Origin of the sequence: Streptomyces spiroverticillatus (assembly GCA_014650415.1) — a bacterium.
In the GTDB taxonomy this organism is placed as follows: Bacteria; Actinomycetota; Actinomycetes; order Streptomycetales; family Streptomycetaceae; genus Streptomyces; species Streptomyces spiroverticillatus.
In genome coordinates this window covers 24348-48467 of record BMUX01000001.1, presented here as the reverse complement: position 1 = coordinate 48467, position 24120 = coordinate 24348, and the positions used below count along the sequence as shown (strand labels likewise).

The 24120-nt window shown below is 70.8% G+C and carries 24 protein-coding genes; 7 read left to right on the top strand and 17 right to left on the bottom strand.

All coding sequences use genetic code 11. From position 1 onward, the window contains the following. The first annotated feature begins 214 nt into the window (after positions 1-214). Genes IE269_RS00220 through IE269_RS00205 form a run of 4 tightly spaced genes read left to right on the top strand, consistent with a single transcriptional unit; the run spans position 215 to position 1717 of the window. The gene (locus tag IE269_RS00220; RefSeq protein ID WP_189820609.1) at positions 215-1096 is read left to right on the top strand and encodes a helix-turn-helix domain-containing protein; all 882 of its coding nucleotides are present in this window, start codon (positions 215-217) and stop codon (positions 1094-1096) included. Further along, on the top strand, positions 1093-1302 hold the full coding sequence (locus IE269_RS00215) for a DUF397 domain-containing protein (RefSeq protein WP_189820608.1): 210 nt from the start codon (positions 1093-1095) through the stop codon (positions 1300-1302). Before IE269_RS00220 ends, IE269_RS00215 begins: the two co-directional genes overlap by 4 nt. Next, positions 1299-1499, top strand: coding sequence for a DUF397 domain-containing protein (locus IE269_RS00210; protein WP_189820607.1), 201 nt, complete (start codon positions 1299-1301; stop codon positions 1497-1499). Before IE269_RS00215 ends, IE269_RS00210 begins: the two co-directional genes overlap by 4 nt. Further along, complete coding sequence (locus IE269_RS00205; protein WP_189820606.1) at positions 1496-1717, top strand: DUF397 domain-containing protein; 222 nt, start codon at positions 1496-1498, stop codon at positions 1715-1717. The genes IE269_RS00210 and IE269_RS00205 overlap by 4 nt, the downstream gene beginning before the upstream one ends. Before the next feature lie 241 nt (positions 1718-1958). Here IE269_RS00205 and IE269_RS00200 read toward each other — a convergent pair whose 3' ends face one another. From IE269_RS00200 to IE269_RS00170, 7 genes are all read right to left on the bottom strand, one after another. Next, the gene (locus IE269_RS00200; protein WP_189820605.1) at positions 1959-2369 is read right to left on the bottom strand and encodes a VOC family protein; all 411 of its coding nucleotides are present in this window, start codon (positions 2367-2369) and stop codon (positions 1959-1961) included. A gap of 106 nt (positions 2370-2475) precedes the next feature. Further along, complete coding sequence (locus IE269_RS00195; protein WP_189820604.1) at positions 2476-2850, bottom strand: hypothetical protein; 375 nt, start codon at positions 2848-2850, stop codon at positions 2476-2478. Between the two features lie 238 nt (positions 2851-3088). Continuing rightward, positions 3089-3403 carry a DUF6968 family protein gene (locus IE269_RS00190; RefSeq protein WP_189820603.1) on the bottom strand — a complete coding sequence of 105 codons (315 nt, stop codon included), beginning with the start codon at positions 3401-3403 and terminating at the stop codon, positions 3089-3091. A 280-nt stretch (positions 3404-3683) separates the two neighbouring features. Beyond that, entirely contained in the window at positions 3684-4961 is a 1278-nt protein-coding gene (locus tag IE269_RS00185; RefSeq protein ID WP_189820602.1) for a hypothetical protein, read from the bottom strand. Positions 4962-5038: 77 nt separating this feature from the next. Beyond that, on the bottom strand, positions 5039-5386 hold the full coding sequence (locus tag IE269_RS00180; RefSeq protein WP_189820601.1) for a hypothetical protein: 348 nt from the start codon (positions 5384-5386) through the stop codon (positions 5039-5041). Positions 5387-5657: 271 nt separating this feature from the next. Beyond that, positions 5658-6719, bottom strand: a complete 1062-nt coding sequence (locus IE269_RS00175; protein ID WP_189820600.1) for a PadR family transcriptional regulator — start codon at positions 6717-6719, stop codon at positions 5658-5660. A 1-nt stretch (position 6720) separates the two neighbouring features. Beyond that, positions 6721-7755, bottom strand: coding sequence for a DUF4097 family beta strand repeat-containing protein (locus IE269_RS00170; RefSeq protein ID WP_189821303.1), 1035 nt, complete (start codon positions 7753-7755; stop codon positions 6721-6723). A gap of 151 nt (positions 7756-7906) precedes the next feature. On the opposite strand from IE269_RS00170, the gene IE269_RS00165 reads away from it, so the two are divergent. Continuing rightward, entirely contained in the window at positions 7907-8719 is an 813-nt protein-coding gene (locus IE269_RS00165) for a hypothetical protein (protein WP_189820599.1), read from the top strand. Positions 8720-8936: 217 nt separating this feature from the next. Here the strand turns inward: IE269_RS00165 and IE269_RS00160 are convergent, their stop codons facing one another. Beyond that, the gene (locus IE269_RS00160) at positions 8937-9122 is read right to left on the bottom strand and encodes a DUF6104 family protein (protein ID WP_010061466.1); all 186 of its coding nucleotides are present in this window, start codon (positions 9120-9122) and stop codon (positions 8937-8939) included. Between the two features lie 112 nt (positions 9123-9234). Between IE269_RS00160 and IE269_RS42890 the strand changes: the two genes are divergently transcribed. Beyond that, positions 9235-9357, top strand: coding sequence for a hypothetical protein (locus IE269_RS42890; protein ID WP_268253579.1), 123 nt, complete (start codon positions 9235-9237; stop codon positions 9355-9357). A gap of 80 nt (positions 9358-9437) precedes the next feature. Here the strand turns inward: IE269_RS42890 and IE269_RS00155 are convergent, their stop codons facing one another. From IE269_RS00155 to IE269_RS00130, 6 genes are all read right to left on the bottom strand, one after another. Continuing rightward, entirely contained in the window at positions 9438-13280 is a 3843-nt protein-coding gene (locus IE269_RS00155) for a multifunctional oxoglutarate decarboxylase/oxoglutarate dehydrogenase thiamine pyrophosphate-binding subunit/dihydrolipoyllysine-residue succinyltransferase subunit (RefSeq protein ID WP_189820598.1), read from the bottom strand. Positions 13281-13559: 279 nt separating this feature from the next. Further along, a complete protein-coding gene (locus IE269_RS00150; protein WP_189821302.1) occupies positions 13560-14615 on the bottom strand; it encodes a HAMP domain-containing sensor histidine kinase in 1056 nt (351 codons plus the stop codon). Between the two features lie 185 nt (positions 14616-14800). Continuing rightward, positions 14801-15538 (bottom strand): response regulator transcription factor, encoded by a 738-nt coding sequence (locus IE269_RS00145; RefSeq protein WP_189820597.1) that lies wholly within the window; start codon positions 15536-15538, stop codon positions 14801-14803. A 381-nt stretch (positions 15539-15919) separates the two neighbouring features. Next, complete coding sequence (gene surE / locus IE269_RS00140; RefSeq protein WP_189820596.1) at positions 15920-17038, bottom strand: 5'/3'-nucleotidase SurE; 1119 nt, start codon at positions 17036-17038, stop codon at positions 15920-15922. A 295-nt stretch (positions 17039-17333) separates the two neighbouring features. Then, positions 17334-19082 carry a glycoside hydrolase family 3 protein gene (locus IE269_RS00135; RefSeq protein WP_189820595.1) on the bottom strand — a complete coding sequence of 583 codons (1749 nt, stop codon included), beginning with the start codon at positions 19080-19082 and terminating at the stop codon, positions 17334-17336. Positions 19083-19163: 81 nt separating this feature from the next. Next, on the bottom strand, positions 19164-20489 hold the full coding sequence (locus tag IE269_RS00130; protein WP_189820594.1) for an MFS transporter: 1326 nt from the start codon (positions 20487-20489) through the stop codon (positions 19164-19166). Positions 20490-20664: 175 nt separating this feature from the next. Here IE269_RS00130 and IE269_RS00125 point away from each other — a divergent pair, with 175 nt between their 5' ends. Continuing rightward, positions 20665-21321: a TetR/AcrR family transcriptional regulator gene (locus IE269_RS00125; RefSeq protein ID WP_189820593.1), complete on the top strand. Its 657-nt coding sequence runs from the start codon at positions 20665-20667 to the stop codon at positions 21319-21321. Positions 21322-21340: 19 nt separating this feature from the next. Here the strand turns inward: IE269_RS00125 and IE269_RS00120 are convergent, their stop codons facing one another. Genes IE269_RS00120 through IE269_RS00110 form a run of 3 tightly spaced genes read right to left on the bottom strand, consistent with a single transcriptional unit; the run spans position 21341 to position 24101 of the window. After that, complete coding sequence (locus IE269_RS00120; RefSeq protein WP_229897369.1) at positions 21341-21991, bottom strand: hypothetical protein; 651 nt, start codon at positions 21989-21991, stop codon at positions 21341-21343. Then, positions 21988-23331: a hypothetical protein gene (locus tag IE269_RS00115; RefSeq protein ID WP_189820592.1), complete on the bottom strand. Its 1344-nt coding sequence runs from the start codon at positions 23329-23331 to the stop codon at positions 21988-21990. The genes IE269_RS00120 and IE269_RS00115 overlap by 4 nt, the downstream gene beginning before the upstream one ends. Then, complete coding sequence (locus IE269_RS00110; protein ID WP_189821300.1) at positions 23328-24101, bottom strand: ABC transporter ATP-binding protein; 774 nt, start codon at positions 24099-24101, stop codon at positions 23328-23330. Before IE269_RS00110 ends, IE269_RS00115 begins: the two co-directional genes overlap by 4 nt. Between the last annotated feature and the right edge of the window lie 19 nt (positions 24102-24120).

Genomic DNA, 24120 nt, shown 5'->3' with positions numbered 1-24120 from the left:
CTCCAAGTGGGGCCAAGTGGGGTTGGGCAGGCCGGAGTTGATCACCCACCGTCCCCTTTGTAGCACCGTGCGTGACGGTAATCGCGCTAGACCTGCAAGCCGACTGACGGCAAGCGGTTCAGTGATGCAAGCTTGCAGGATCGCTTCACCCTGAAGTGGCCGGCGTGCGTGCGCCGTTGGCGTGCAGACTGATGCCGAGGAGAGAGGGGACGGCATGCCCGCAGGTGGGAAGCCCACTGTGCGCAGTAGGCGGCTGGGCGCGTCACTCAAGAGGCTGCGGCTGAACGCCCGTCTCGACCAGGAACATGCGGCGGAAGCGGTTGACTGTTCGACAGCCAAAATCAGTCGGATCGAGTCCGGTTCGGTCAGCGCGCGGGTGGGTGACGTGCGGGTGCTGCTCGACCTGTACGGGGTGGAGGACGCGGAGGAGCGGCGCCGGCTGGAGAAGCTGGCGCGGGACAGCAACAAGCGGGGCTGGTGGATGGACTTCGGTGCGAAGTCCCGAGTGGTCGATCTGCTCGGTGACTTCCTCACGCTGGAGGCCGACGCGACGTACATCCGGACGTGGCAGCCCGTGTTCATCCCGGGTCTCCTGCAGACGCCGGACTACACGCGGTCGTTGGCCGAGGCCAATCCGGAAGTGATCACCGACGAGGCCGTTGACGCGATCGTCAAGGTGCGCCAGGAACGGCGGAGGGTGTTCGAGGACTCGGGTGCTCGCTTCGCGGCGGTGATCTGGGAGCCCGCCCTGACGAGCCCGATGCCGTCGTCCTCAGTGCATCTGGAACAGCTCGCGCACCTCCGGAAAATGGCGCGTCAGCCGAACATGACCATCCAGGTCCTGCCGGTCAGCGAGTGGGCCGCAGCCCGGGTGGCACCGGCCTTCGTGGCGCTCGCCTACGCGCAGGAGGCGTCGCCGGAGGCGATCGTCCTGGACACGCTGTCGAACAGCGTGATCCTCGAACAGCACGACCTGATGGCTGGATACGTCCACGCCTTCGACACGCTCAGGTCGGCCGCCCTCACGCCGAGCCAGAGCGCGGCCTTCATCGGCAACACCATGAGCAGCATCAGCGCAGAGAACGAGGATTCGTGAGCGACAAGTCCATCGTCAGCCCCTTCCGCAAGTCGTCGTACTCCGGCGGAGGTGAGGGTACGGAGTGCGTGGAAGTCGCGCGGCTGGCGGAAGGCGGGTGCGCGGTACGGGACACCAAGGGCCGTGACCGGGCGACTCAGTTCTACGGGGCCGCTGGGTGGAACGACTTCGTAGCAGGCCTCAAGGAGGGGAGCCTTCGGCGATGAACCGACGCACCGTGACCGGGTTCAAGAAGTCCAGCGCATCGCAGGGGGGTTCCCAGGAGTGCGTCGAGGTCGCGCAGACCGCCGACGGTGGCCGTGCCGTACGGGACACCAAGGACCGCGGCCGGGCGACCCAGTTCTATGGACTCGCTCAGTGGAACGTTTTCGTTTCTGCTCTCAAGGAAGGGGCGTTCCGATGATTGACCGGCGCGTCACAACCGAGTTCAAGAAGCCCAGCGCGTCACAGGGGGGTTCTCAGGACTGCGTTGAGGTTGCCCACACCGTCGATGGCGGTCGTGCTGTGCGCGATACCAAGGACCGTGGCCCGGCGACCCAGTTCTACGGTCCCGCCGGGTGGAACACGTTCGTTGCCGCCCTCAAGGAAGGGGCCCTCGGGCGGCAGACCGGTGCATCGTGACCGGTTCAGGGCAGCCTCCTGGTCCAGGGGGCGGCTCGGCCGTCGAGTGTGTCGGGGTGGCCCGGACCGCGAACGGGGCACCCCATTTCACTGCCCCGCCGCCTGGGGTGAGTTCCTCGCCGCAGTGAAGGCGGACGCCACCCGTCAGCCCGTGCGAAAACGCGATCCAACCCTTGCCCCGTACTCGAAATGTCGCCGGTACGGGGCAAGGGTCCGAGGGGAGGCTTCTCCGGCGGCGTGACTACGAGGTGGCAAGCATGGCCAGGTAATGCGGGTTGTACATGACTCCGAGGACGTTCCCGAACGGGTCGAGGACCGACGCGCCGACGAAGCCCCCGCCGAAGTCCCGTGGCGCCTCGTGCTCCTTCGCGCCCATGGAGCCCAGTCGGGCGAGGGTCGCGGGCACGTCGTCCACGTGCCAGTAGACGACCGCACCGGTCGGACCGGTGGCCTCCCGGTCCTCGGTGCCGCCCAGCTGACCCGCGTACGCGCTGTCCAGCAGGCCCAGTTCGTGCTGGTGGTCGCCGAAGCGGAATTCCGCGTACCCCGGCCGCTCGAAGTACGGTTCCACGCCCAGCAGTTCGATGTACCAGCGCTTCGCGGCGGCCAAGTCGGTGGCGTGGAACCTGACGGTGGTGAGTCCTCGCAGCACGGTTGCTCCTTCATCGCTCCACTGATGCGTGGGGACCACAGTAGAGACCGTCTAGGTCAGGTTCTGGCCTAGACGGGCCTGCGGTCCCCGCAGCAGGGTGCGGAGCCTAGCGCTCCGGTCGCACCAGGCCGCGGAACGGGCGGAAGTGGAGGGCGGCACCGGCGGGTTGGTCCTCGTACCCGGCAAGCGCGAGGAGCCGTCGTCCGGTCTCGGCGACGAAGAAGTGGGCGGCCCCGCTGCTCCGGCCGGTCCGGCGGTGGGGTGCGTAACGGCCCGGTGGGTCGGCCGAGTACAGGGCCTGGACGGCATCGCCCAGAGTCTGCTGGTTGCGTGGGTCGGCGGCGAAGATCCGGTGTGCTTCGGAGGTTGTCCACTGGGCGAAGTTGAGGATCGTACGGCCGTCGGAACCTGCCAGGCAGTGGCGGGCCAGGTAGGCGGCCGGCAGCGGAGCTTTCTCCCAGGCTTCCATGACGCCGGACATGACGCGTCGCTGGTGTTCGGGCCCCTCGGTGTGTCGCAGCGAGGCCAGGACGAGGCCCGCGTCGGGGCGGGCAGGGTCGGGGGGGCGATCGGCCGGAGGTCGGGGGCGGTGGCAGTCATGGCGCGACTCTCCAATCTCGACCGCGATCGAGGTCAAGTGGTGTGTGTGGCGCGGTTGTTGCCGAAAGCGGGGGCGGCATGCTTCGGGGGTACAACCCGGATTTTCCCCGCCCCGGTCGTCACTCCAGCATGAGGTCTTGCTGGCCCAGGAAGGTGAGGGGTACGCCCCACTTGGTCCGGGCGTTCACCAGCGTGGCGTTGGCCATGGTCAGGGCTCCACGAATCGCCTGCACCCCGTCGTGGCCGTGCGACTCCCCTCCTTCCGAGCTGCTGCTGAGCGGCTGCCCGTCCGGGCGTGTCAGTCCCGAAATGCGGTAGGTGCACACCCATTCGTCCTCACCGACGGGCAAGGGCGCACCGAAGGTCACCACGATTTCGCGCTCTTCCCCTGCTTCGAAGATGCGAGTGGCGATGACGTTGAGGTGTTCGCTCATCGGGGTCACCACGTGACGAGCGGAGGGTAGTTCCAACGGTCCTGTTCACAGTGCGTCCACCGCACGGTGGTGGAGTTCCAGCATCGTGCCCGCACGGCTTTGTGCTCCTTCGAGGAGTTGGGCAGGGAACCTCATGGACAAGCCGCCTTCCGTGAGTCTCCTCCGAAGGTATGCGGCCGACACGGACCAGGCCCGAGGGGTTGGGGCCAACGGGTGATGGGCCTGTCGCCGGAGTGGGAAATCTCGGCCGTTCAGCATGGGCACCTGTGGCTCATCGGCTTCAGTAGTCGCGTGGCGGGTCCGGGGTGGTGAGGGCGCCTGTCACCGCGTCGATCCGTACGGCGCGTTCCGCCTTGCCACGGGTGCCGACGTTCACCAGCCACAGGGGGCGCCACTGCTCGTGCACCTGCTCGGCCAGGAGGAAGCCGGAGCCGATCACCGTACTGCCGCTGGCCCGCGCCGCCCGACGCTCCGCCTCGGTGCGGCTGAGACGCGGGGCCGGGAGGACGGGGTCGGGGGCGAAGCGGGTGGTGAGTGCCATGAGGTCGCCGCCGCCGGTGAGGGTGAAGTCCAGGCGCATGGGCATCAGGACGCCGTGGCGGTAGCGCCGGTAGGTGACGAGCGTCGGGCCGCCGACCGGGCCGAGGCGTTCGACACGGGGACGGAGCGCACGCGTCTGCCCGGGGAACCAGCGGGCGGCGAACTCCTCCGCGCGTGCCCGGATGCGGCGGTCGTCCCAGTGCCCCCGGGTGCCCTGGTGGTCGTACGACTCCGCCGAAAAGATCCGTTGGTGGTCCCAGTCCAGCTCGGTGCGGCCCTTGTCGGTGTAGACGGCGATGCGCAGCGGCTGGTCGCCGAGTTGTGGCGTCTGCTGGATCCTGTTGATCCGGGTGCCGGGCCCGAAGAGGGCGGTCGAGGTCGCCCGGGCCCAGCGCAGTTGGGAGGCTGTCAGGTCCTGGCCGTCGGAGAGGCCCGCCACAGGGGTGATCGCGGTCTGGAAGAGCGTCAGGACGGCCAGCGCGCCGCACGCGGTGAAGGCGGTGCCCCGCACCACCTCGGAACGGGGAAAGGCACCCGCACGCTCGCGCAGCCCGAGCAGCAGGGCACCCGCTGACCAACCGGCAGCCGCACCCAGGCAGTTGAGCGTGAGATCGATGAAGGTGCAGCTACGGCCGAGGGGGAGAAGTGCTTGGGCCAGCTCCACCCCCGGAACGGTCAGGCAGACCACGCCGAGCGAGGTGAGTGGACGGCGGGTGGCGAGGACGAGAAGGAGACACGGCAGCGCGAAGATCACCGCGTTGAGCTGGCCGGGGACGGTTTGCAGTGCCCCGTGCAGGGAGGTGCCGGTCGCGCACACCCGCTCCGCCGGGGCAGCGTTGTGCCCCGGAGCGAGGGTGACCGCCAGGGCCCCGGCGAAGAGTACGGCCGTCGCTGCGGCCAGGTAGGGGCTTCGGTCCCGGGCGCGGGCCCACAGGGCGGCAGGCAGCGCGAGGAGTGCCGCCAGGACGAGGAAGAGGGCTGTCACTCCGGGCAGCGCGTTGACTGAAGCTTCGATCACGGGATCTTCCCTGAACAAGGAGAAACGCCCGGCACCGGTGAGGTGGGTGCCGGACGGTTGTGGCGGGAGGGGATGGGTCAGCAGGGGTTGAGGGGCGGGGCCCAGTACTGACCCTGGTCCTTCTCCGCCAGGCCGCCGACGGCCGAGCAGGTGGAGGGCACAGCCTTTCCGCCGAAGCTGTGTCCCTTGGTCTGTCCGCTCTTCATCAGGTACGGCGGGGAACTGTTGGTGTTGTTCGCCGTCCGCATCAGGAAGATGACGTTGATTGCCCCGCCCTTTTTCTTCTTGTACGTCACGGCGGAGTAGTAGAGGGACGAATTGCCGCTGACCTCACGTCCGTTCTGGACCGATGAAGTCAAGGTGCCGTTGCTGAGCTCCGTCGTCACGTCGCGGGCGACCGCGTTCAGGCTGGTGGCCGCGAACACGCATCCCGCCATCAAGCCGACCGCTGCACTTCTCCACGCTGCCAAGGAATCCTCCACGCTCTCGCTTGCACATGTGCGTGGAAAAATTAAGTCAGGGCCACGGAATGCCGGTCCACGGCATGCCTCATGACGCCACCCGGAGGGGTGAATTAGTCGTACGGGTACGGGAGTTCCACGTTCCAGGACCCCGCCGCCAGAAGTAGGACACTCAAGCGCGAAAGTGTCCTACTTTTCGGCGTGCATGCCGCCCCGGCGGGTGAGGGAGGCCGGGTTACTTCTTCGGGCCCCGCAGCAGGGACTCGATGTGGGCCGCCGTCGCGGCCAGGCGGGCGCGGGCCTCCGTGAGTTGGGACGGGGTCACGCCGTGGTCGCGGGACGCGTCGCGGACGCCGTCGCGGAAGCGGTCCAGGAGGCGGTCCAGTTCGCGGGCCGGGTCCGAGCCGGGCTTCGTGTCCTCGTGGGCCCAGTCGGGGAGCGGGGGTGTGGGGGTGTCGTCGCGTACGGCGTCCTCCCAGACGGAGCCCGCAGCGGGCTTGTCGGCGCGCTCGACCGTGATGTCCGGGGCGTCCTTCGGGGCCTCGTGGCCCTTGCCGAAGCGGCCGAAGTCCTTGCCCCAGGCGCGGCTGAACTCCTTCTCGATCTCGGCCAGTCCGTCCCGTACGGCAGAGGGCCAGTCGCCCTTCGCCACGTGCTCGCGGACCTGTTCCTCCACCCGGCGGGCCGCCTGCTGCATGTGCTCGCGAGCCCGGTCGGCGGTCTCCTTGGCCTGGCGGCGGGCGTCCTGCGCGTCCTGACGGGCGCGGCGGCTCTCGTCCTTCGCGCGGCGGGCCTGCTCCTTCCACTCCTGGCGGGCCTTGCGCATCTCCTCCTTCGCGGTGCGCCAGGCCTCGTTGTCGACCCAGGGGCCACCGGTGCTCCAGTCGTGGGGCGTCCCCTCGGCGGGCTTGCCCGAGGCCGCCGCCTGGGCCTTCATCTCGCGGCGCAGGTCGCCTGCGGCGCTGCGTACGTCGTCGCGGATCTCGGCGGCCAGCTCGGAGACGGACTCGCGGATCTCCATCTCCAGGTCCGCCAACTCGCCGCCCCGGTCGGCCAGTTCGGCGCGGCCGGCGTCGGTGATCGAGTAGACCTTGCGGCCGCCCTCGGTGGCGTGCGTGACCAGGCCCTCGGCCTCCAGCTTGGCGAGGCGGGGGTAGACCGTGCCGGCGGAAGGTGCGTACAGGCCCTGAAAACGCTCTTCGAGCAGGCGGATGACCTCGTAGCCGTGGCGCGGGGCCTCGTCCAGCAGCTTGAGGAGGTAGAGGCGGAGGCGGCCGTGGGCGAAGACGGGAGGCATGTCAGAGGACCTTTCCGGAGGGCGAGTCGGAGGAGGGCGACGGGGAGGCGGGAGGGGTGTCCTGCGGGGTGTCGCCCGTCGGTGCGCTGCCCGAGGGTGCGTCGCCCGTCGGTGCGTTGCCCCTGGGTGCGTCACTCGTGGGCGCGCCATCCGTGGGTACGTCGTCCCAAGGCGCGTCGTCCGCCGGGGGCTTGTCCACCGGGGTCTCGTCCGTCGGCGGGCGGCGCAGCAGGGCGATCGAGCCGGAGACCGTCGTCGCGCGCAGCTTGCCCGCACCCGTGCCCAGCGTTCCGGTGATCTTCTTCTGCGCCCACTGGCCGGACACCCGCAGGTCCTCGAACGCGTTGGAGACCGACCCGCTCGTCGTGTTCGCCTCGACCTTCGCGTCCGCCGGGTGCGGCAGGCGGATCGCGACCTCGCCGGAGACCGTGGTCAGTGCGATGTCGGCGGGGCCGTTGCGCGCGGGGTCCACGTCGATGACCATCGCGCCGCCCACCGACTCCGCCCGTACGGACGAACCCGCCCCGTCGACCATCGTCAGGTCGCCCGAGACCGACTTGAAGTGCAGGTCGCCGGTGAGGGAGTGGGACTCCAGGTTGCCGGAGACTGTCTCGGCGTTGACCTTGCCGGTCAGCCCTACCAGGGTCGTGTCGCCGGTGACGCCGCGCACGTCGGCGCGGCCCCGGATGCCGGACACGACGGCGCTCGCGCCGACCACGCCCACGCTGACCTTCGCCCCCGAGGGCACGGCGAGCGTGACGGCCGCGGAGCGGTGCCAGCTCTGCCGGTCAAGGAAGCTCAGGAAGCCCCGCTTGCTCTTCCAGGGCAGGTCCACGTACGTGACGGTCAGCGTGCCGCCCTCGTGGGTGACGATCAGCGGCGGGCCGTCGATCTCGGTCACCTCCAGCCGGGCGCCGGCGGACGGGTCGTCCGTACCGACGACGTTCACGGCACCGTTGACGATCTGGACGCTCAAGGCGTCGACGGGCTCGTCGAAGGTGAGTTTCTGCGGTTCGGTGACGGACCACTCGGTCATGGCGATCTCCCCGGTCTGGACGTGACGCGGCATTGCGACGCAACATATCGCGTCTTCTTCTGAACACGATATATCGCGGTTGGGTGAAGTCAACATAAGAGTGGGGGGACGTGGGAGGTGGGTGCGGGTTAATTGACCTAGCGTGGGTGTTATGTCGCACCCTGTTTCCCCGTCCGTGCACGCCACCGGGGCCCTGCTCCTCTGCCGGGCGCCGGTCGCCGACGTACGCCGGGCCCTTCCGCTGCCGCACGAACGCGTCCTGCTGGCCCCCGCCGGGGACGGCTGGAGCGTGCTCGTCCCCGAGGGCAAGCCGTGGCTGGCCACCGGCGGCGAGCACGAACCCGTCGACCGGGTCCTCGCGGGCTGGGCCTCCGCGCTCGCCATCGGCACCAACTGGCCGGTGCTCGCGCTGTGGTGGGACCCCGGCCAGGCGGGCTACACGCTGGCCTCGGGCTTCCGGCGGACCGTCGGTTACGAATGGCTCGCCGACGGCACGCCGCTCGGCGAGGACGAGGCGATGCGGACCTTCGCGGTACGGCTCGGGCTCGACCCCGTGCACGACATGGAGAGCCTGGAGGCGCTGGCCCGGCCCGACAGCGACGCGGACGCGCGGGCGCGGCTGCTCGGGCTGATCGCGGTGCTGCACCGGGTGGGCCTGGAACTGCCGGTCGGGCTGGCCCCGGGCGAGAGCGCGGACCGGCTGCGAGAGGTGGCCCGGGTCGGGCCGGAGACGGTCGCGGTGGAGTGGTCGGGGTGGCGGGACGCGCTCGACAGCGGTCCGCTGGCGGAGTGGGTGCGGGGGCCCCGTGCGCGTGCCCTGGGGGCGGCCCAGGTGGGGGTGGGGGTGCCGATGGTGGTGTGGGGGTGGCGGAGGGGGGCCGCGGGGTGGGCGGTGGCGGGAGGGCTGATGGTGGTGCAGGGGGTGGTGGGCTTGGCCTATGACCGGGTGCGGGCGGGGGCCTGACGGAGCCCGGTGCGAGGGGCGCCCTGGGGCTGCGCGCATCCGGTGTCGGGGGTGCGGGCAGGGGGCGGTGTCCGGGTGGGCCCGGATCGGGCGGGCCGCCCCCTTGCCCGCCCGTTCCGCCCCCGGGGGGCGGCCCCGCCGCCCAAGGGAGCTTGGGAGAGGTAAGGGGGTGCTGCCCAAGGGGGCGAGGGGAGAGGGAGGCGAGGGAGGCGAGGGGCTACTCGTCCTCGTCGTCCTCGTCGTCGAGGCGGGCCAGCCACGTGGCGAGGCGTTCCACCGGGACCTCGAAGTCCGGGTTGAGGTCCACGAACGTACGCAGCTGCTCGGCGAGCCACTCGAAGGTGACCTCCTCCTCGCCGCGCCGCTTCTCCAGCTCTTCGATGCCACGGTCGGTGAAGTACATGGTCAAAGAATAGAACGGGCCCCACCGGGGTGTGCCCCCCGGCGCCGTGCCCCCGGGGTACGCTGCCCCCCTGTGCCCGCCTGGCGGCAATGGCCGGAACCGGCCCCTCCACATGGGGCAGTCCCAGTCCTGGGTGGACTGGATGGCCTTCCACCCCTTCACCCGCGCCTGCACCCTCGTCCAGGCAGGTCAACGCACCGCCCCGTTCTGGGAGTTCGAGCCCCAGCCCATCTGAGTGCGCAAGCGGGCCCGCCCCCCGCGAAGACCTCTCGCGGGGGGGCGGGCCCAGGAACGTACAGCTCGGAGCGTCAGCGACTAGGCGTCGAAGACCTCGTTCACCAGCGCCTGCTGCTCCGCCTGGTGACGCTTGGCCGAGCCGACCGCCGGGGACGAGCTGTGCGGGCGCGAGATGCGGCGCAGGCGCTCGCCGTGCGGGATGTCCGCGCCGACGGCCAGGTCGAGGTGGTCGATCAGGTTGAGGGCGATGAAGGGCCATGCGCCCTGGTTCGCCGGCTCCTCCTGGGCCCACAGGTACTTCTCGGCGTTCGGGTACTTGGCGATCTCGGCCTGGAGCTCGGCACCCGGGAGGGGGTACAGGCGCTCGAGGCGGATGATCGCGGTGTCCGTGGCGCCGCGCTTCTCGCGCTCGGCCTCCAGGTCGTAGTAGACCTTGCCCGCGCAGAAGACGACCTTGCGGACGGCGGCCGCGTCGACCTTGTCGTCGCCGATGACGGGACGGAAGCCGCCCGTGGTGAACTCCTCCGCCTTCGACGCCGCCGCCTTCAGACGCAGCATCGACTTCGGGGTGAAGACGATGAGCGGCTTGTGGTGCGGGTTGTGGACCTGCCACCGCAGGAGGTGGAAGTAGTTGGAGGGGAGCGTCGGCATGGCGACCGTCATGTTGTTCTGGGCGCACATCTGGAGGAAGCGCTCCGGGCGGGCGGACGAGTGGTCCGGGCCCTGGCCCTCGTAACCGTGCGGGAGGAGCAGGGTGACGCCGGAGGTCTGGCCCCACTTCTGCTCGGCGGAGGAGATGAACTCGTCCATGACGGTCTGGGCGCCGTTGACGAAGTCGCCGAACTGGGCCTCCCAGATCACGAGGGACTCGGGACGGGCCAGCGAGTAGCCGTACTCGAAGCCCATCGCCGCGTACTCCGAGAGGAGGGAGTCGTAGACGTTGTAGCGGGCCTGGTCGTCGGAGAGGTACTGGAGCGGGGTGTAGTCCTCGCCCGTCTCCTGGTCGACGAGGACCGCGTGGCGCTGGCCGAAGGTGCCGCGGCGGGAGTCCTGGCCCGCCAGGCGGACCGGGGTGCCCTCCATGAGGAGGGAGCCGATGGCGAGGGTCTCGCCCATGCCCCAGTCGATCGTGCCGTCGTCGATGGACGCGGCGCGGCGCTGCATCTGCGGCATCAGGCGCGGGTGGACGTGGATGTTGTCCGGGATGTTGACCTGCGACTCGCCGATGCGCTTCACGGCCTCCTGCGAGATCGCGGTGGTCACGGCCACCGGGAACTCGGCCTGCGGGTCGCTGTAGGGCGCGGCGGCCGGGGTCGAGGTGGCCTCGCGGACCTCCGCGAAGACCTTCTCCAGCTGGCCCTGGAAGTCCTGGAGCGCCTGCTCGGCCTCTTCCAGGGTGATGTCGCCGCGACCGATGAGGGACTCGGTGTAGAGCTTGCGCACCGAGCGCTTCTTGTCGATCAGCGTCACCATCTGCGGGTTGGTGAACTGCGGGTTGTCGCCCTCGTTGTGACCGCGGCGGCGGTAGCAGATGAGGTCGATCACGACGTCCTTGTTGAACGTCTGGCGGAACTCGAAGGCCAGGCGGGCCACGCGGACCACGGCCTCCGGGTCGTCGCCGTTCACGTGGAAGATCGGCGCCTCGATCATGCGGGCCACGTCGGTGGCGTACATCGAGGAGCGCGAGGACTCCGGCGCGGCGGTGAAGCCGACCTGGTTGTTGATGACGATGTGCACGGTGCCGCCGGTGCGGTAGCCGCGCAGCTGAGACATGTTGAAGGTCTCGGCCACGACGCCCTGGCCGGCGAAGGCCGCGTCGCCGTGCAGGGCGACGGGCAGGACGGTGAAGTCCGTGCCGCCCTTGTTGATGATGTCCTGCTTGGCGCGGGCGATGCCCTCCAGGACCGGGTCCACGGCTTCGAGGTGCGAGGGGTTCGCGGCCAGCGAGACCTTGATCTGCTCGCCGTCGAGGCCGGTGAAGGTGCCCTCGGCGCCCAGGTGGTACTTCACGTCGCCGGAGCCGTGCATCGACTTCGGGTCGAGGTTGCCCTCGAACTCGCGGAAGATCTGGGCGTACGACTTGCCCACGATGTTCGCGAGGACGTTCAGGCGGCCGCGGTGGGCCATGCCGATGACGACCTCGTCCAGGCGCGACTCGGCGGCGCTGTCGATGACGGCGTCGAGCAGCGGGATGACCGACTCGCCGCCTTCGAGGCTGAAGCGCTTCTGGCCGACGTACTTGGTCTGCAGGAAGGTCTCGAAGGCCTCCGCCGCGTTCAGGCGGCGCAGGATGCGCAGCTGCTCCTCGCGCTCGGGCTTCGAGTGCGGGCGCTCCACGCGGTCCTGGATCCACTTGCGCTGCTTCGGGTCCTGGATGTGCATGAACTCGATGCCGGTGGTGCGGCAGTACGAGTCGCGCAGGACGCCGAGGATGTCGCGCAGCTTCATCATCGACTTCGAGGCGAAGCCGCCGACGGCGAACTCGCGCTCCAGGTCCCACAGGGTGAGCCCGTGCTCGTTGATGTCGAGGTCGGGGTGCTTGCGCTGCTTGTACTCCAGCGGGTCGGTGTCGGCCATGACGTGGCCGCGCACCCGGTAGGAGTGGATCAGCTCGAAGACGCGGGCGGCCTTCGTGACGTCGTCGTCGTGGCTGGCGTCGATGTCCTTGAGCCAGCGGACCGGCTCGTAGGGGATGCGCAGCGCCTTGAAGACGTCGTCGTAGAAGCCGGTCTCGCCGAGGAGGAGGTTCGCGACGATGCGGAGGAACTCGCCGGAGGCGGCGCCCTGGATGACGCGGTGGTCGTACGTCGAGGTCAGGGTCATGACCTTCGAGATGCCCAGCTTGTTCAGGGTGTCCTGCGAGGTGCCCTGGAACTCGGCCGGGTAGTCCATCGAGCCGACGCCCATGATGACCGACTGACCGGGCATCAGACGCGGGACCGAGTGCACGGTGCCCAGGCCGCCCGGGTTGGTCAGGGAGACCGTGACGCCGGTGAAGTCGTCCATCGTCAGCTTGTTGTCGCGGGCGCGGCGGACGATGTCCTCGTACGCCTGCCAGAACTCGAAGAAGTCGAGCGTCTCGGCCTTCTTGATGCCGGCGACGACGAGCTGGCGGTCGCCGTTCGGCTTCACCAGGTCGATCGCGAGGCCGAAGTTGATGTGCTCCGGCTTCACCATCGTGGGCTTGCCGTCCTTCTCCGTGAAGGAGTAGTTCATCGACGGCATGGCCTTGATGGCCTGCACCATCGCGAACCCGATGAGGTGGGTGAAGGAGATCTTCCCGCCTCGGGCGCGCTTCAGGTGGTTGTTGATGACGATGCGGTTGTCGAAGAGCAGCTTCACCGGGACCGCGCGCACGGACGTCGCCGTGGGGACCTCGATGGAGGCGTTCATGTTCTTCGCGACCGCGGCGGACGGGCCGCGGAGGGTGACGTACTCGGGACCGGCCGGGGCGGACGTGGCCTCGGCGGCGGGAGCGGGCTTCACAGGTGCGGCCTTCGGTGCAGGAGCGGGTGCGGGTGCCTTGGCGGCGGGAGCCGGCTGGGCGGGAGCGGCGGGGGCTGCGGCCGCGGGCTGCGCGGCCGGCGCAACTGCGGGCTGCGCCGGGGCGGCCGGGGCCTGGGCGGCCGGGGCGGGCTGGGCCGGAGCGGGCACCTGGGCGGCGGGAGCGGCCGGGGCCTGGGGGGCCGGGGCCTGTGCGGCGGGGGCCGACTTCTCCGTCGTACCGCCGGTGGCTCCCGGCTTGTAGTCGGCGAAGAAGTCCCACCACGCTCGATCGACGGAGCTGGGGTCCTGGAGGTACTGCTGGTAGATCTCGTCGACGAGCCACTCGTTGGGACCGAAGGCGGCGGCTGGGTTCTTCCCCTGCCCGTCCTGGTCGGTCGATGAATGACTTGAGCTACTGGTGGACTGAGACGACACGGCGTTAACCGCCCTCTTCCGCTTCGCAAGGTGGTGGACAGCGGAAATAAAGGCTACGCCTCCCCGGCCGGGAGATGCAGACCGGGCGGGGCATCCGTCGCGCAAGTCACATCGGAGAGCTGGTTTCGACGCACGAAATGGCGGGAAACAAGCGTGGTTCCGGTGTGGACCGCGCGTCAACGGGGTGCGAGCCGGGTGCATCCGACCGAGGACACGACCTTTACCCCCGCATCCTGGCAGGACGAACGCAGAACGTCCGTTTCTGGTTCGAACCCTACGTCAACTGCGCGAAGAGGCGGTCCCCGGAAGGGTGACCTGAATCCGGCAACCGCGTTCCGATTCGGCCACCCCGATCCGGCCGCCGTGCAGATCGACCGCCCAGCGCGCGATGGCCAGGCCGAGACCCGTGCCGCCGTCGCTGCCCGAGGTGGGCTTGGCGGGCGATTTGCCCTGGTTGAAGCGTTCGAAGACCCGGTGCCACTCCGACTTGGGTATGCCCGGACCCTCGTCCAGCACTTCCAGGTCCAGGCTCTCCGGCAGCTCCCCGCGCCGCGCCCGCACCGTGACCCGGCCGTGCGGCGGGGAGTGCTTCACCGCGTTGTCGATCAGGTTGGCGACGACCTGGTGCAGCCGCTCCTGGTCCGCGTGCGCGGTCAGCTCCGGAGGGGAGACGTCCAGGTGGAGGTGTACGTCCTTGCGCATGTGGTGTCCGGAACCGGAGGCCAGGTTGCGCTGCGCGGCGGCCAGGTTGGCCTCCTTCAGCACGCCCGACAGATACGGCCACACCTCGAAACGGCGCGCCTTCAGCGGTACGACACCGTTGTCGAGGCGGGCCAGGTCAAGGAGGGTCTCCACGAGCCCGCCGAGCCGCTCCGTCTGCTTGAGCGCGGTGCGCATGGTCTCCGGGTCGGCGGCCACGACGCCGTCCACCACGTTCTCCAGTACGGCACGGAGTGCGGCGATCGGGGTGCGCAGCTCGTGCGAGACGTTGGCGACCAGTTCCTTGCGGTTCTGGTCGACGGCCTGGAGCTCCTCGGCCATCCGGTTGAGGGTGGTGGCCAGGCCGCCCAGCTCGTCGCGCCGGTTCTCGCCGTCGATCCGCCCGGTGTAGTCGCCGTGCGCCATGGCGGCGGCGACCTCGCGCATCTCGTCGAGCGGCTTGGTGAGGTTGTGCGCCACGAACTGCGTGATCAGCATCGACGCGATGATCGAGAAGACCGTGATGAAGCGCAGCTCGGTCTTGGTGGCCAGCGCCACCATCACCAGCCCGGTGGTCAGCGCCACCGACACCACGACCAGCGCGATCAGCTTGCCCCGGATGGTGAAGGGGCGCAGCGTGAAGGGCCGGGTCGCGAGGGCCCCGACCTTGCCCAGCAGCGTGCCGGGGCGCAGCCGCTCCCGCAGCGGTCTGCGGACGCGCTGCCCGCAGTCGCCGCATCTGCGCGCCGGGCGCGACGGCTCGCGCCGCTGCTCCGGCACCCGCCGTCGCAGCGACCCGCGCTTGGCCTGGGCCGCACTGCTCACGGCGCCGGCGTCTCCAGCGCGTAGCCCACGCCGTGCACCGTGCGGATGCGCTCCGCGCCGATCTTCCGGCGCAGCGCCTTGATGTGGCTGTCGACGGTACGGGTGCCCGAGGCGTCCGCCCAGTCCCACACCTCGGCGAGCAGCTGCTCGCGGGAGAGGACGGCGCGCGGCGTGTTCGCCAGGCAGACCAGCAGGTCGAACTCCGTGGGAGTCAGGTGTACGTCCTCGCCGTGCACCCGCACGCGCCGCTGCGCGTGGTCGATCTCCAGCTCGCCGAGGCGCAGGATGCCGCTGCGCGGAGTGGCGGCGGCGATCGTGGCCCGCTCGACCCGGCGCAGCAGGACGTGCACCCGGGCGGCCAGCTCGCGCATGGAGAACGGTTTCGTCATGTAGTCGTCCGCGCCGACCCCGAGCCCGACCAGCATGTCGGTCTCGTCGTCGCGTGCGGTGAGCATGAGCACCGGCACCGGACGCTGCGCCTGCACTCTGCGGCAGACCTCCAGGCCGTCGAAGCCGGGCAGCATGATGTCGAGGACCATGAGGTCCGGCTGCCAGGCCTCGGCCGTGTCGACGGCCGCCGGGCCGTCGCTCGCCGTCTGCACCTGGAAGCCCTCGGCCCGCAGCCGGGCCGCGATGTTGTCCACGATCGTGGAATCGTCCTCGACGACCAGTACCCGGCGCTGGGCGCCGGGAGTGGCCGCGAGGCCGTTGTGGCTGGTGTGTGTCTGCTCCATCGCCCCGCCCCTGGAGTGCGTTCGTAAGATCCCGCGGTCAGATGAGCAGCGTACGGGCACTGACCTGCCCGCGGCTACGCGGTGCAACTGCCTGGCGGGGCACCGAAAGCGACGCCTCGGGCAAGTCCTTCCGGATCGCCCGAATCTCACTGAATACGACATTCCGCAATGACTCTTCGTAAGTCGCGGCGTCACAACTCGCCCTGCGCACAAGGAAGTAGACGTTGCGTAGGCGTGGTGCCCCGCCGTGTCGGCCCAGTGACCCGTTGTTCACTGCGGCCATGGTTGTACACGCAAACGTGGGGAACCTGTGAATGTTGTCTCGCGCGGGGTCCCGGGGGCCGCCGGGACCCCGCGCGAGGCTCGGGGAGAGGGGGCGGATCAGGCGCGCGGGGCGCCGTGCTTCACGTAGCTCTCCAGCTTGCGCAGCTCGCGCGTGCCGTCGATCGAGGTGCCGTACGTACGGTCCCAGGTGATCGGCGCGATGGTGACGTGGTTCTTCTCCAGCAGCCAGACCTGGTCGGCGTCCTTGCGGCTCTCGTCGCACTCGCCGCCGGAGGACAGCTTGCCCTCGCACAGGCCCATGGTGATGTCGAAGCTGTCGCCACCGTTCTTCTGCTCGTAGTCGTGGTAGACCGCCGCACCGTTGCCGACCCGCGTCCACACCGGCGGCCTGACCTTCTCGCCGTTGGTGGTGTCCGGGTAGTCGACCTTCACCGCGAACTTGCCGGTGAGCAGCTTGTTCTGGCGCATCCCGGCCAGGAACTTCGCGCCGAACTCGGCGGTCGCCCGGTACGTCTGCACCGGGAAGAGGGTGTTGGTCGCGTCGCCCTCGGCGCTGAACGCGATGGCCGGGATGTTCTGGTCGACGGCGGCGACGGCCGCGCCGACCGTGCCCGAGTCGTTCACGCTCGCGGCGATGTTGGGGCCGGAGTTGATGCCGGTGAGGACGACGTCCGGGTCCTCGGTCCAGCCCGCCTTCGCCTTCAGGCCGCCGCGCAGGGCCAGCTTGACCGTGTCGGCGGGGGTGGCGGACGGGGTGTCCTTGCCGCACGGGCCGTCGGCCACGCACACGCCGAACACGGGGGAGCCGGACGGAGTGCCGGCGCAGTCGTTCTCGTACCCCTTGGGCAGTGCGGTACGGCGCTGCGCGGTCAGGACGCCGCCGTTGGTGACGGCGGTGCCCTTGCCGGACTGGACCTGCCAGGGGGCCATCACGACGACGTCGGCACCGGCGGCGCACATGGCGCGGCGCAGCTCGTAGAGGCCGAGGCCGTCGGAGTTGGAGGGCTTCGCGGCCTGCATGCCGTCGTCGTTGGAGATGAGGATGCGCAGGCCGGCGAGCGGCTTGCCGGTGGGCTTCTGCGGGTGGTGCTTCGACGCGGCGGCGGGCTGCTTGGCCTGTGCGGCGGGGGCGGAGACGTACGCCGTGGCACCGAGACCGGCGGCGACGGCACCGGCCGTGGTCAGTGCGAGGAGATTGCGACGAGCGGAACGCATGGGATGGCAGTCCCTTCCAGGCAGAGAGTGTGAGTGCGTGGAGGGCTGCGCGCACGCCACGAGGGCAGAGGTGCGCAAAGGGGAAGAAGAGCGGTCCGGGACCCGGCCCCCCACAGGCGGGCCCCGGACCATCGGCGGGGGTTGATCAGGAACCCCCGCAGTCATGGGGTGGAGCGGCGGGCGGCCCCGGGGCCGGCCGGTCGACTCGACGACCGGCGGCCTCCGGGACGGGCCCGGCCGGCTCAAGGACGGGCCGGCCGGTTCACGGACCGGCGGCCTCCGGGGGCCTGCCCGGTCAGAGCTCCAGGCCGTGGCCGTACGGGAAGACCGGGTTCTCCGTGTCGTTCGGGACGTCGGGGCGGGCTGCCTCGACCGCGGCCATCGAGCGCGGGAGCTCGAAGGGCAGGCGGCCCTCCGCCTTCGCGCGGCCGAAGGCCACGTCCAGGAGCGCCGCGTCGCTCGCGCCGAAGTCGGCGATGACCGCCGCCGCGTGCTCCGCGATCTCGGGGATCACGGCCGCCCGCTCCAGGTTGATGCCGACCAGGGTGGGCACGGAGTCCAGCAGACCCACGATCCGCGCGAGCTCCTCGCCCTCGAAGGCCAGCGTGCCCGAGTGGAAGAAGGACTCGAACTTGTTGGCCCGCTCCTCGTAGGGGGTGCGCAGGCGGATCACCGCGAAGTCGGCCTCCGCCGGGGTGGCGACGACCTCGCCGTACTCGCCCGCGACCGCCGCGTCGACGTTTTCGACGTACAGCTTCGGACGGCCGGAGAGCGGGAGCGCCAGCTCGCGGTTGGACAGGACGGTGAGGGAGCGGCGCTGCGCCCGCTCGCCCGCGGCCTTGAAGTCGGCGCGGCCGACGGTCTCCTCGGCGAGGTCCACGTCGACGTAACGGCTGTCGAAGAGGCCGAGGACGAACTTCTCGCGCAGGATGCGGCGTACGGAGACGTCGATGCGCTCCTCGGAGATGCGGCCCGAGCGGACCAGCTCCACGATCTCCTCGGGGCAGGCCTCGCCGCCGAACTGGTCGCAGCCCGCGTCCAGCGACTTGGCGACCAGCTCCGGGCGGGACAGGTGCTCGACGCCCCAGGCGCGCGCCGGGTGCGGCTCGCCGAAGATGTTGGCCTCGGTGAGCAGACCCCAGTCGGTGCAGACGATGCCCTCGAAGCCGAGCCGGTCACGCAGCAGGCCCTGGATGACGCCCTTGTTGAAGCCGAAGCCGACCTCTTCCCAGTCGGTGCCGATCGGCTGGCCGTAGTACGGCATCATCTGCGAGGCGCCGGCCGCGATGGCCGCCTTGAACGGCTCCAGGTGCAGGTCGCGCATGCCGCCCGGGTAGATCTGCTCCTTGCCGTGCGCGAAGTGCGGGTCCTCGCCGTCCTTCTGCGGGCCGCCGCCGGGGAAGTGCTTGACCATGGTGGCGACCGAGTGCGGGCCGAGCTTCTTGCCCTGGAGACCGCGCACGTACGCCTGGACCAGCTCGCCGGTGACCTTGGCGTCGGAGCCGAAGGTGCCGTTCTGGCGGGACCAGCGGGGCTCGGACGCGAGGTCGATCTGCGGGTGCAGGGCGACCCGGAAGCCGACCGCCAGGTACTCGCGGCGCACGATGTCCGCGAACTCCTCGACCAGCTCGGGGTCGTTGATCGCGGCCATGCCCAGCGGCTCCGGCCACGCGGAGAAGGCACCGGCGTTGAAGGACGCGCCCACGTTGTCGGTGAAGGAGTGGCGGGGGTCGGTGGAGAGGGAGACCGGGATGCCCAGGCGGGTGTCGGCCGCCATCTTCTGCACGTTGTTCGCCCAGATCGCCATCTCACGCGGGCCGTAGGTGCCCAGGAGGTTGAAGTGGGTGAGGTGCTTGCCCTCGATCATCTCCGGCGTCGTGAACGGCAGCATCGAGCCGTCCGTCTCGGTGACAAGGCTCCCGTCCGCGTTCATCATCAGCATGTCGTGGAACATCTGCCCGGCCTTCTCCTCCAGCGTCATGCGGGGGAGCAGGTCGTCGACGCGCTGGTCGGGGGTGAGGCTGGGGTCCTGGTAGGGGTGCATCCGGTACTCCTGAGGGGTGATGCGAGGGGGGGGGCAAGTGGTGTGCGGTGGTGGGGAGTTGCCGCTCCCGTGAGGTCGGGTCTAGGTGACCGACCTGATCAGCCGGGCGGCCACCGCGCCGCCCGCCGCGCAGAGGGCGCCGAAGAGGAACAGCGCCCCGTAGTTCTGGCCGCCGTCCGCGCTGCCCGCGCCGATCGCGAGGACCGCCGGGGCGATCATCGGGACCAGCGACTGCGGGAAGGCGATGGCGATGTTGAGCACGCCCATGCCCTGGGCGGAGCTGTCCTTGTCCGGCAGGACGCTCGCGCCGATCGCCATGTCGACCGACAGGTACAGGCCCTCGCCGAACCCGAAGACCGCCATGGCCAGCAGGAACAGCCCGTACGACGGGGTGACCGCCATCATCCCGAGCGCGACCGCGACGAGCGCGGCGGACGCCAGGACGAACGGCTTCCGCTTCCCCCACCGGTCCGACAGATTCCCGCCGAGCAGCGAGCCGACGACCGTCGAGCCGACCATGATCAGCGTGCCGAGGAACATCTTCTGCGCGACCTCGGACCGGCTGAAGCCGAGCCGGTCCATCAGGAAGTACACCTGGTAGCTGGTGACGCAGGAGTCCGCGACGAAGATCATGAAGCGGGCGCTGAAGTACCGGGCGAAGTCCGGGTGCTTGCGCGGGCTGATCCAGAAGGAGCCGAAGAAGTCCTTCGTACGGTACGGAGGGAACGTGCCCGGTGCGGCCGGGCGGTCCTTCATCACCGAGGCGAGATAGACCACCGCGACCAGGCCGATCGCGCCCGGCACCAGGAATGCCAGCAGCAGCGAGCCGTGGAAGAGCTGGGCCAGGAACGACCCGGTCACCATCGCCACCGAGATCATCATCCCGACCAGCCCGGAGACGCGGCCCCGCTGGTGCTCGGGGATGAGGTCCGGGAGGCAGGAGGCGAGGGCGCACAGCGCGGCGTTGCAGCCGAGCTGGGCGACGGCCCAGCCGAGGGTGAGCGTGAGGATCGAGTCCCCGAGCGCGACCACGGTCAGCCCGCCCAGCGCCACCGCCATGCCGCCCAGCAGCCAGGGCCGGCGGCGGCCGAAGCGGCCGGTGGTGCGGTCCGACAGCGCGCCGAAGAGCGGGTTGCCGAGCATGGCCAGGACGGCGCCGACCGACAGCACCAGGCTGAGCCGCCCGCCGCGCTCGCTCTCCGGGACCAGCTGGGCCACGCGCAGGGCGAGGGTGACCAGGACCGGGGTGAGCACGGTGAGGTAGAGCCCGAGCTGGGCGAAGGCGAGGCCGAGGACCAGCGAGCGGGGGGCGTCTTCCGGGGTGACCGGGGTGCCCTGTGCGTCCGGCGCGGGCGTTACACGTGTCAACGCCGTGCCTGCCGCCGCTGCGTCGCGGTCCGTGACCATGGGGAACTCCGGGGGAAGAAAGCCGGCCGGCGTCGGTGTCGGCCCGGCGAGCACAGGCTAAACGCGAAAACCGAGTGCCTACTAGGTTTGTGGCGTGTTGCGTGGCTCACACGGCATATCCGGGCGGAACGGACGGGTCTGGGCGGGCGTCCAGGAGCGCTCTAGGGTGGGTCGCATGGCACCAAGCACGGGGGGCGCGACCCGAAAGAGCGCAGGTCGGGGCAGCTATGCGGTGGGCGAGGCGCGCCGCCAGCAGATCCTCGACACGGCGATCGAGCACTTCGGCCAGTGGGGCTTCCACGCCTCGTCCATGGCCCGGATCGCGCACGACTGCGAGATCACGCAGGGCGGGCTGCTGCACCACTTCCGCAGCAAGGAGGACCTGCTGCTGTCGGTCCTCGCCCAGAGCGAGCAGCACGACATGGAACAGCTCTTCGCGACGGACCCGGCGACGGTGGTCGAGGGCATGGAGGCGGTGATCCGCCTCGCCGAATCGAATACGAGGCGGCCGGGGCTGGTGCGGATGTTCAACGTGCTGGTCGGCGAGGCGGGCAACCAGGGCCACCCGGCGCACGACTACTTCCGGGCGCGGTACGAGAGGGTGCTCGACCATACGGTCGGGGTGCTGCGCGCCGGGGTCGCCCGGGGCGAACTCCGCGCGGACGTGGACGTGTTGGAACTCGCCCAGGAGCAGATCGCGGTGATGGACGGGCTGCAGTTCCAGTGGGCGCTGGACCCGGGGGCGATGGACATGCCGGGGAGGCTGAGGGGGTACATGGACCGGATGCTGAGGGCGGTGACGGTCGGGGGGACGGGGCTCGGGGCCGCGTAGCCGGGGCGGACCCCGGGGCCTACGCCTCGGTCCGGGCGCCCTGCCACACGTACAGGCCGCCGCCGAGGACGTACACCGTCCCCGCCGTGACCCAGGCGGCTACCTGCGGGCCCGGCTGCATCAGGTACGCCCACACGGCGGCCGGTCCGCCCGGGGTGCGGGGAGCGGCGAGGTAGGCGGCGCTTCCGTACGCCGTCATCGGCAGCCAGCTCAGCCGTGCACCCAGCACGGCCGCGCCCGCCGCGGCCTGGCCGACGGTCCCCAGGGTGTTGCGCATCATGGCGGGTGCGCCGAAGGCCTCCGGGTGCCCCGGCACCGCGAGCCCGAGCAGGGCGACCGCGAGCGCGGTGAGCAGGGCCAGGTGGAGCAGACGCCTGCGCCACCACGGGCGTACGGCGGTCCGGTCCAGCGTGTCGGAGCGGGTGAGCAGGCCGGTGCCGACGGCCGCGGCGGCGAGCAGAGGGGCCAGGAAGGTCACGACGACGCGGGCCCGGTGGTCGAACTCCGGCAGCCCCTCCAGCCGGGCCGAGGACCAGGCGGCGAGCGCGGCCGTGGCGAAGAGGACCGCGAGGGTGGTGGGAAGGCAGCGCGAGCGGGCGTACAGGAACCAGGGGGCGAGGCGGACGGGGCTCGTGGGCCCGGCATCGGTGCGGGCTCCGGTGCCGTTCACAGCTTCGGCATCTTCTTCGGGTCGCAGCTGCGGGCGGCCGCGACGTACCGGTCGAGCCAGGACGCGCGGGCGGCCGGGGCCATGGCGGCGAGCGGGGCCCGGAGGTCGGTGTCCCGGACACTGCCGTGCGGGGGCGTGCCCGGCAGGACGGTGTCCGCGGGCGCGAGCCAGGCCAGCACGGTCTGCTGGAGCTTCGAGAAGCGCTCGGCCTCGGCCGGTGTGAGCTTCTCCGTGCTGCACCTGCCGAAGAACGGGAGCATCTGCGCGGTCTCCCGGGCGAACGCGGCCGGGTCGACGACCTCGTCCCGGACCACGTTCCAGCCCCGGCTCAGCGAGGGGAGGCGGACGTCGATCGGCCCGAGCTCCGCGTTGTTCGCCACGTACGTGTAGGGCGGCGTCGACATCTCCTGCAGCCGGTCGTGCAGTCCGCCCAGCGCGGCCCGGATCGCGGGCAGCAGCTCGCGGTCCGGGTCGTCCACGCAGACGGTCGGGCCCGTCTCGCCGCTCCCGCAGGCCCGGACGCCGGGCGTCGGGACGTGCCGCCACATCCCGGGACCGAGGTCGGCGATGAGGGTTCCGGCCGCGACCGCCATGGCCAGCGGCAGGACGGCGAACGCCCTGCGGCGGGCGGCGTACACGAGGAAGGCGGCGGCGGCCAGGCCGCCCGTCCAGGCGGACATCACCAGGGGCTGCCACCACAGGGGTACGTAGGTCGTGTCCACCTGCTCGGCGGGGCTCAGCAGGCGCAGGTCCGAGCCGAGGTAGGCGGGGAACCCGAGCCCGAGGTAGGCGCAGACGGCGAGCAGCGGGGCCGTCAGCCGCCACGGGACCAGCCGTCCCGCCACGAAACCGACGGCGGTGATCGACACGAGGAACGTCAGATCGGTCACGGCGTACGACACCAGCGGCCTGCCCCGGTGGGCGTACGGCAGGGTCGCCGCCAGTACGACGACGAGCGCGACCAGGTACCCGATCAGCACCCATGCGGTGAGCGGGGCGACCGCCACCAGGGTCTTGGCGGGCCGCCCGCGCGAGGCGGTGGCGAGCAGCCCGACGGTGCCCCGCCGCCGCTCGCGCCCGCCCTGCCAGCACCCCGCCGCGACGGCGAGCGGGCCGCCGAGCAGGACGGCAGCGGACTTGAGGAGCGACTGGGTGCCGCCCCAACTTCCCTGCCACTGGACGCTCTTGCTCAGCATGGCGGCGAGCAGGACGGCGGTGACGGTGGCCCCCGTCCAGGGGGCGAGGCCGCGCAGGAACTCGCTGCGGAAGGGGGAGTGGCGGTCGGGCAGGGGGGCCTTCAGGGCCCGGAGGGCGGGGCGGCCGGGGGCGGTCGTGGTCATCGGCGGGCCTCCGGGAGGAGCTGGCGGTGGGAGCGGAGCACGGTGGTGTAGCCGCGCTCGATCGGGTTGTCGCCGAGCGGGTCCGCCTCTTGGCCGGGACGGCGCTCGTCGCCCAGCGCGCTCAGCTCCCCCGGCGTCCCCCGATACGCGACCCGCCCCGCGTCCAGCAGGGTCACCTCGGTGCAGGCCGTGGCCACGTCCTCCACCAGGTGGGTCGAGACGATGACGGTGGAAGCAGTGCCCACGTCGCGGAGCAGTGCTCTGAATTCGAAGCGCTGCTCCGGATCGAGACCGGCCGTCGGCTCGTCCAGGAGGAGCAGTGCGGGGTCGTTGACCAGGGCCTGGGCGATGCCGACCCGGCGGATCATGCCGCCGGAGAGGGACTTCACCTTCGCGTCGATACGGTCCGCCAGGCCGACCCGCTCCACCACCCGTTCCACCGCCCCGGGGACGGACGCGGCGGGCATCTCCTTCAGCCATGCCACGTACGCGACGAACTCCCGGACGGTGAATCCCGGGTAGTAGCCGAACTCCTGGGGGAGGTAGCCGAGGCGGCGGCGGGCCTCCGTCCGCTCACGGTGGTTCGAGATGTCCCCGCCCAGCAGCGACACCCGGCCCGCCGTGGGTGCGGCGACCGTCGCCAGCACCCGGATCAGGGAGGTCTTGCCCGCACCGTTGGGGCCCAGCAGCCCGTGCACGCCGGGGGCGAAGTCCAGGTCCACCGCGTCCAGGGCCAGGGTCCGCCGGTGCCGGACGGTCAGCCCGCTCACCGTCACGCCGCCGCCCTTG

What these genes read in the sequence shown, in the direction of transcription:
- IE269_RS00205 (WP_189820606.1), top strand. Translation starts at nt 1,496, where the DNA reads ATGATTGACCGGCGCGTCACAACCGAGTTCAAGAAGCCCAGCGCGTCA.
- IE269_RS00165 (WP_189820599.1), top strand. Translation starts at nt 7,907, where the DNA reads ATGTCGCACCCTGTTTCCCCGTCCGTGCACGCCACCGGGGCCCTGCTC.
- IE269_RS00190 (WP_189820603.1), bottom strand. Translation starts at nt 3,403, where the DNA reads ATGAGCGAACACCTCAACGTCATCGCCACTCGCATCTTCGAAGCAGGG.
- IE269_RS00210 (WP_189820607.1), top strand. Translation starts at nt 1,299, where the DNA reads ATGAACCGACGCACCGTGACCGGGTTCAAGAAGTCCAGCGCATCGCAG.
- surE (WP_189820596.1), bottom strand. Translation starts at nt 17,038, where the DNA reads ATGCGTTCCGCTCGTCGCAATCTCCTCGCACTGACCACGGCCGGTGCC.
- IE269_RS00175 (WP_189820600.1), bottom strand. Translation starts at nt 6,719, where the DNA reads ATGCCTCCCGTCTTCGCCCACGGCCGCCTCCGCCTCTACCTCCTCAAG.
- IE269_RS00195 (WP_189820604.1), bottom strand. Translation starts at nt 2,850, where the DNA reads ATGTCCGGCGTCATGGAAGCCTGGGAGAAAGCTCCGCTGCCGGCCGCC.
- IE269_RS42890 (WP_268253579.1), top strand. Translation starts at nt 9,235, where the DNA reads ATGGGGCAGTCCCAGTCCTGGGTGGACTGGATGGCCTTCCACCCCTTC.
- IE269_RS00135 (WP_189820595.1), bottom strand. Translation starts at nt 19,082, where the DNA reads ATGCACCCCTACCAGGACCCCAGCCTCACCCCCGACCAGCGCGTCGAC.
- IE269_RS00220 (WP_189820609.1), top strand. Translation starts at nt 215, where the DNA reads ATGCCCGCAGGTGGGAAGCCCACTGTGCGCAGTAGGCGGCTGGGCGCG.
- IE269_RS00130 (WP_189820594.1), bottom strand. Translation starts at nt 20,489, where the DNA reads ATGGTCACGGACCGCGACGCAGCGGCGGCAGGCACGGCGTTGACACGT.
- IE269_RS00160 (WP_010061466.1), bottom strand. Translation starts at nt 9,122, where the DNA reads ATGTACTTCACCGACCGTGGCATCGAAGAGCTGGAGAAGCGGCGCGGC.
- IE269_RS00125 (WP_189820593.1), top strand. Translation starts at nt 20,665, where the DNA reads ATGGCACCAAGCACGGGGGGCGCGACCCGAAAGAGCGCAGGTCGGGGC.
- IE269_RS00145 (WP_189820597.1), bottom strand. Translation starts at nt 15,538, where the DNA reads ATGGAGCAGACACACACCAGCCACAACGGCCTCGCGGCCACTCCCGGC.
- IE269_RS00115 (WP_189820592.1), bottom strand. Translation starts at nt 23,331, where the DNA reads ATGACCACGACCGCCCCCGGCCGCCCCGCCCTCCGGGCCCTGAAGGCC.
- IE269_RS00170 (WP_189821303.1), bottom strand. Translation starts at nt 7,755, where the DNA reads ATGACCGAGTGGTCCGTCACCGAACCGCAGAAACTCACCTTCGACGAG.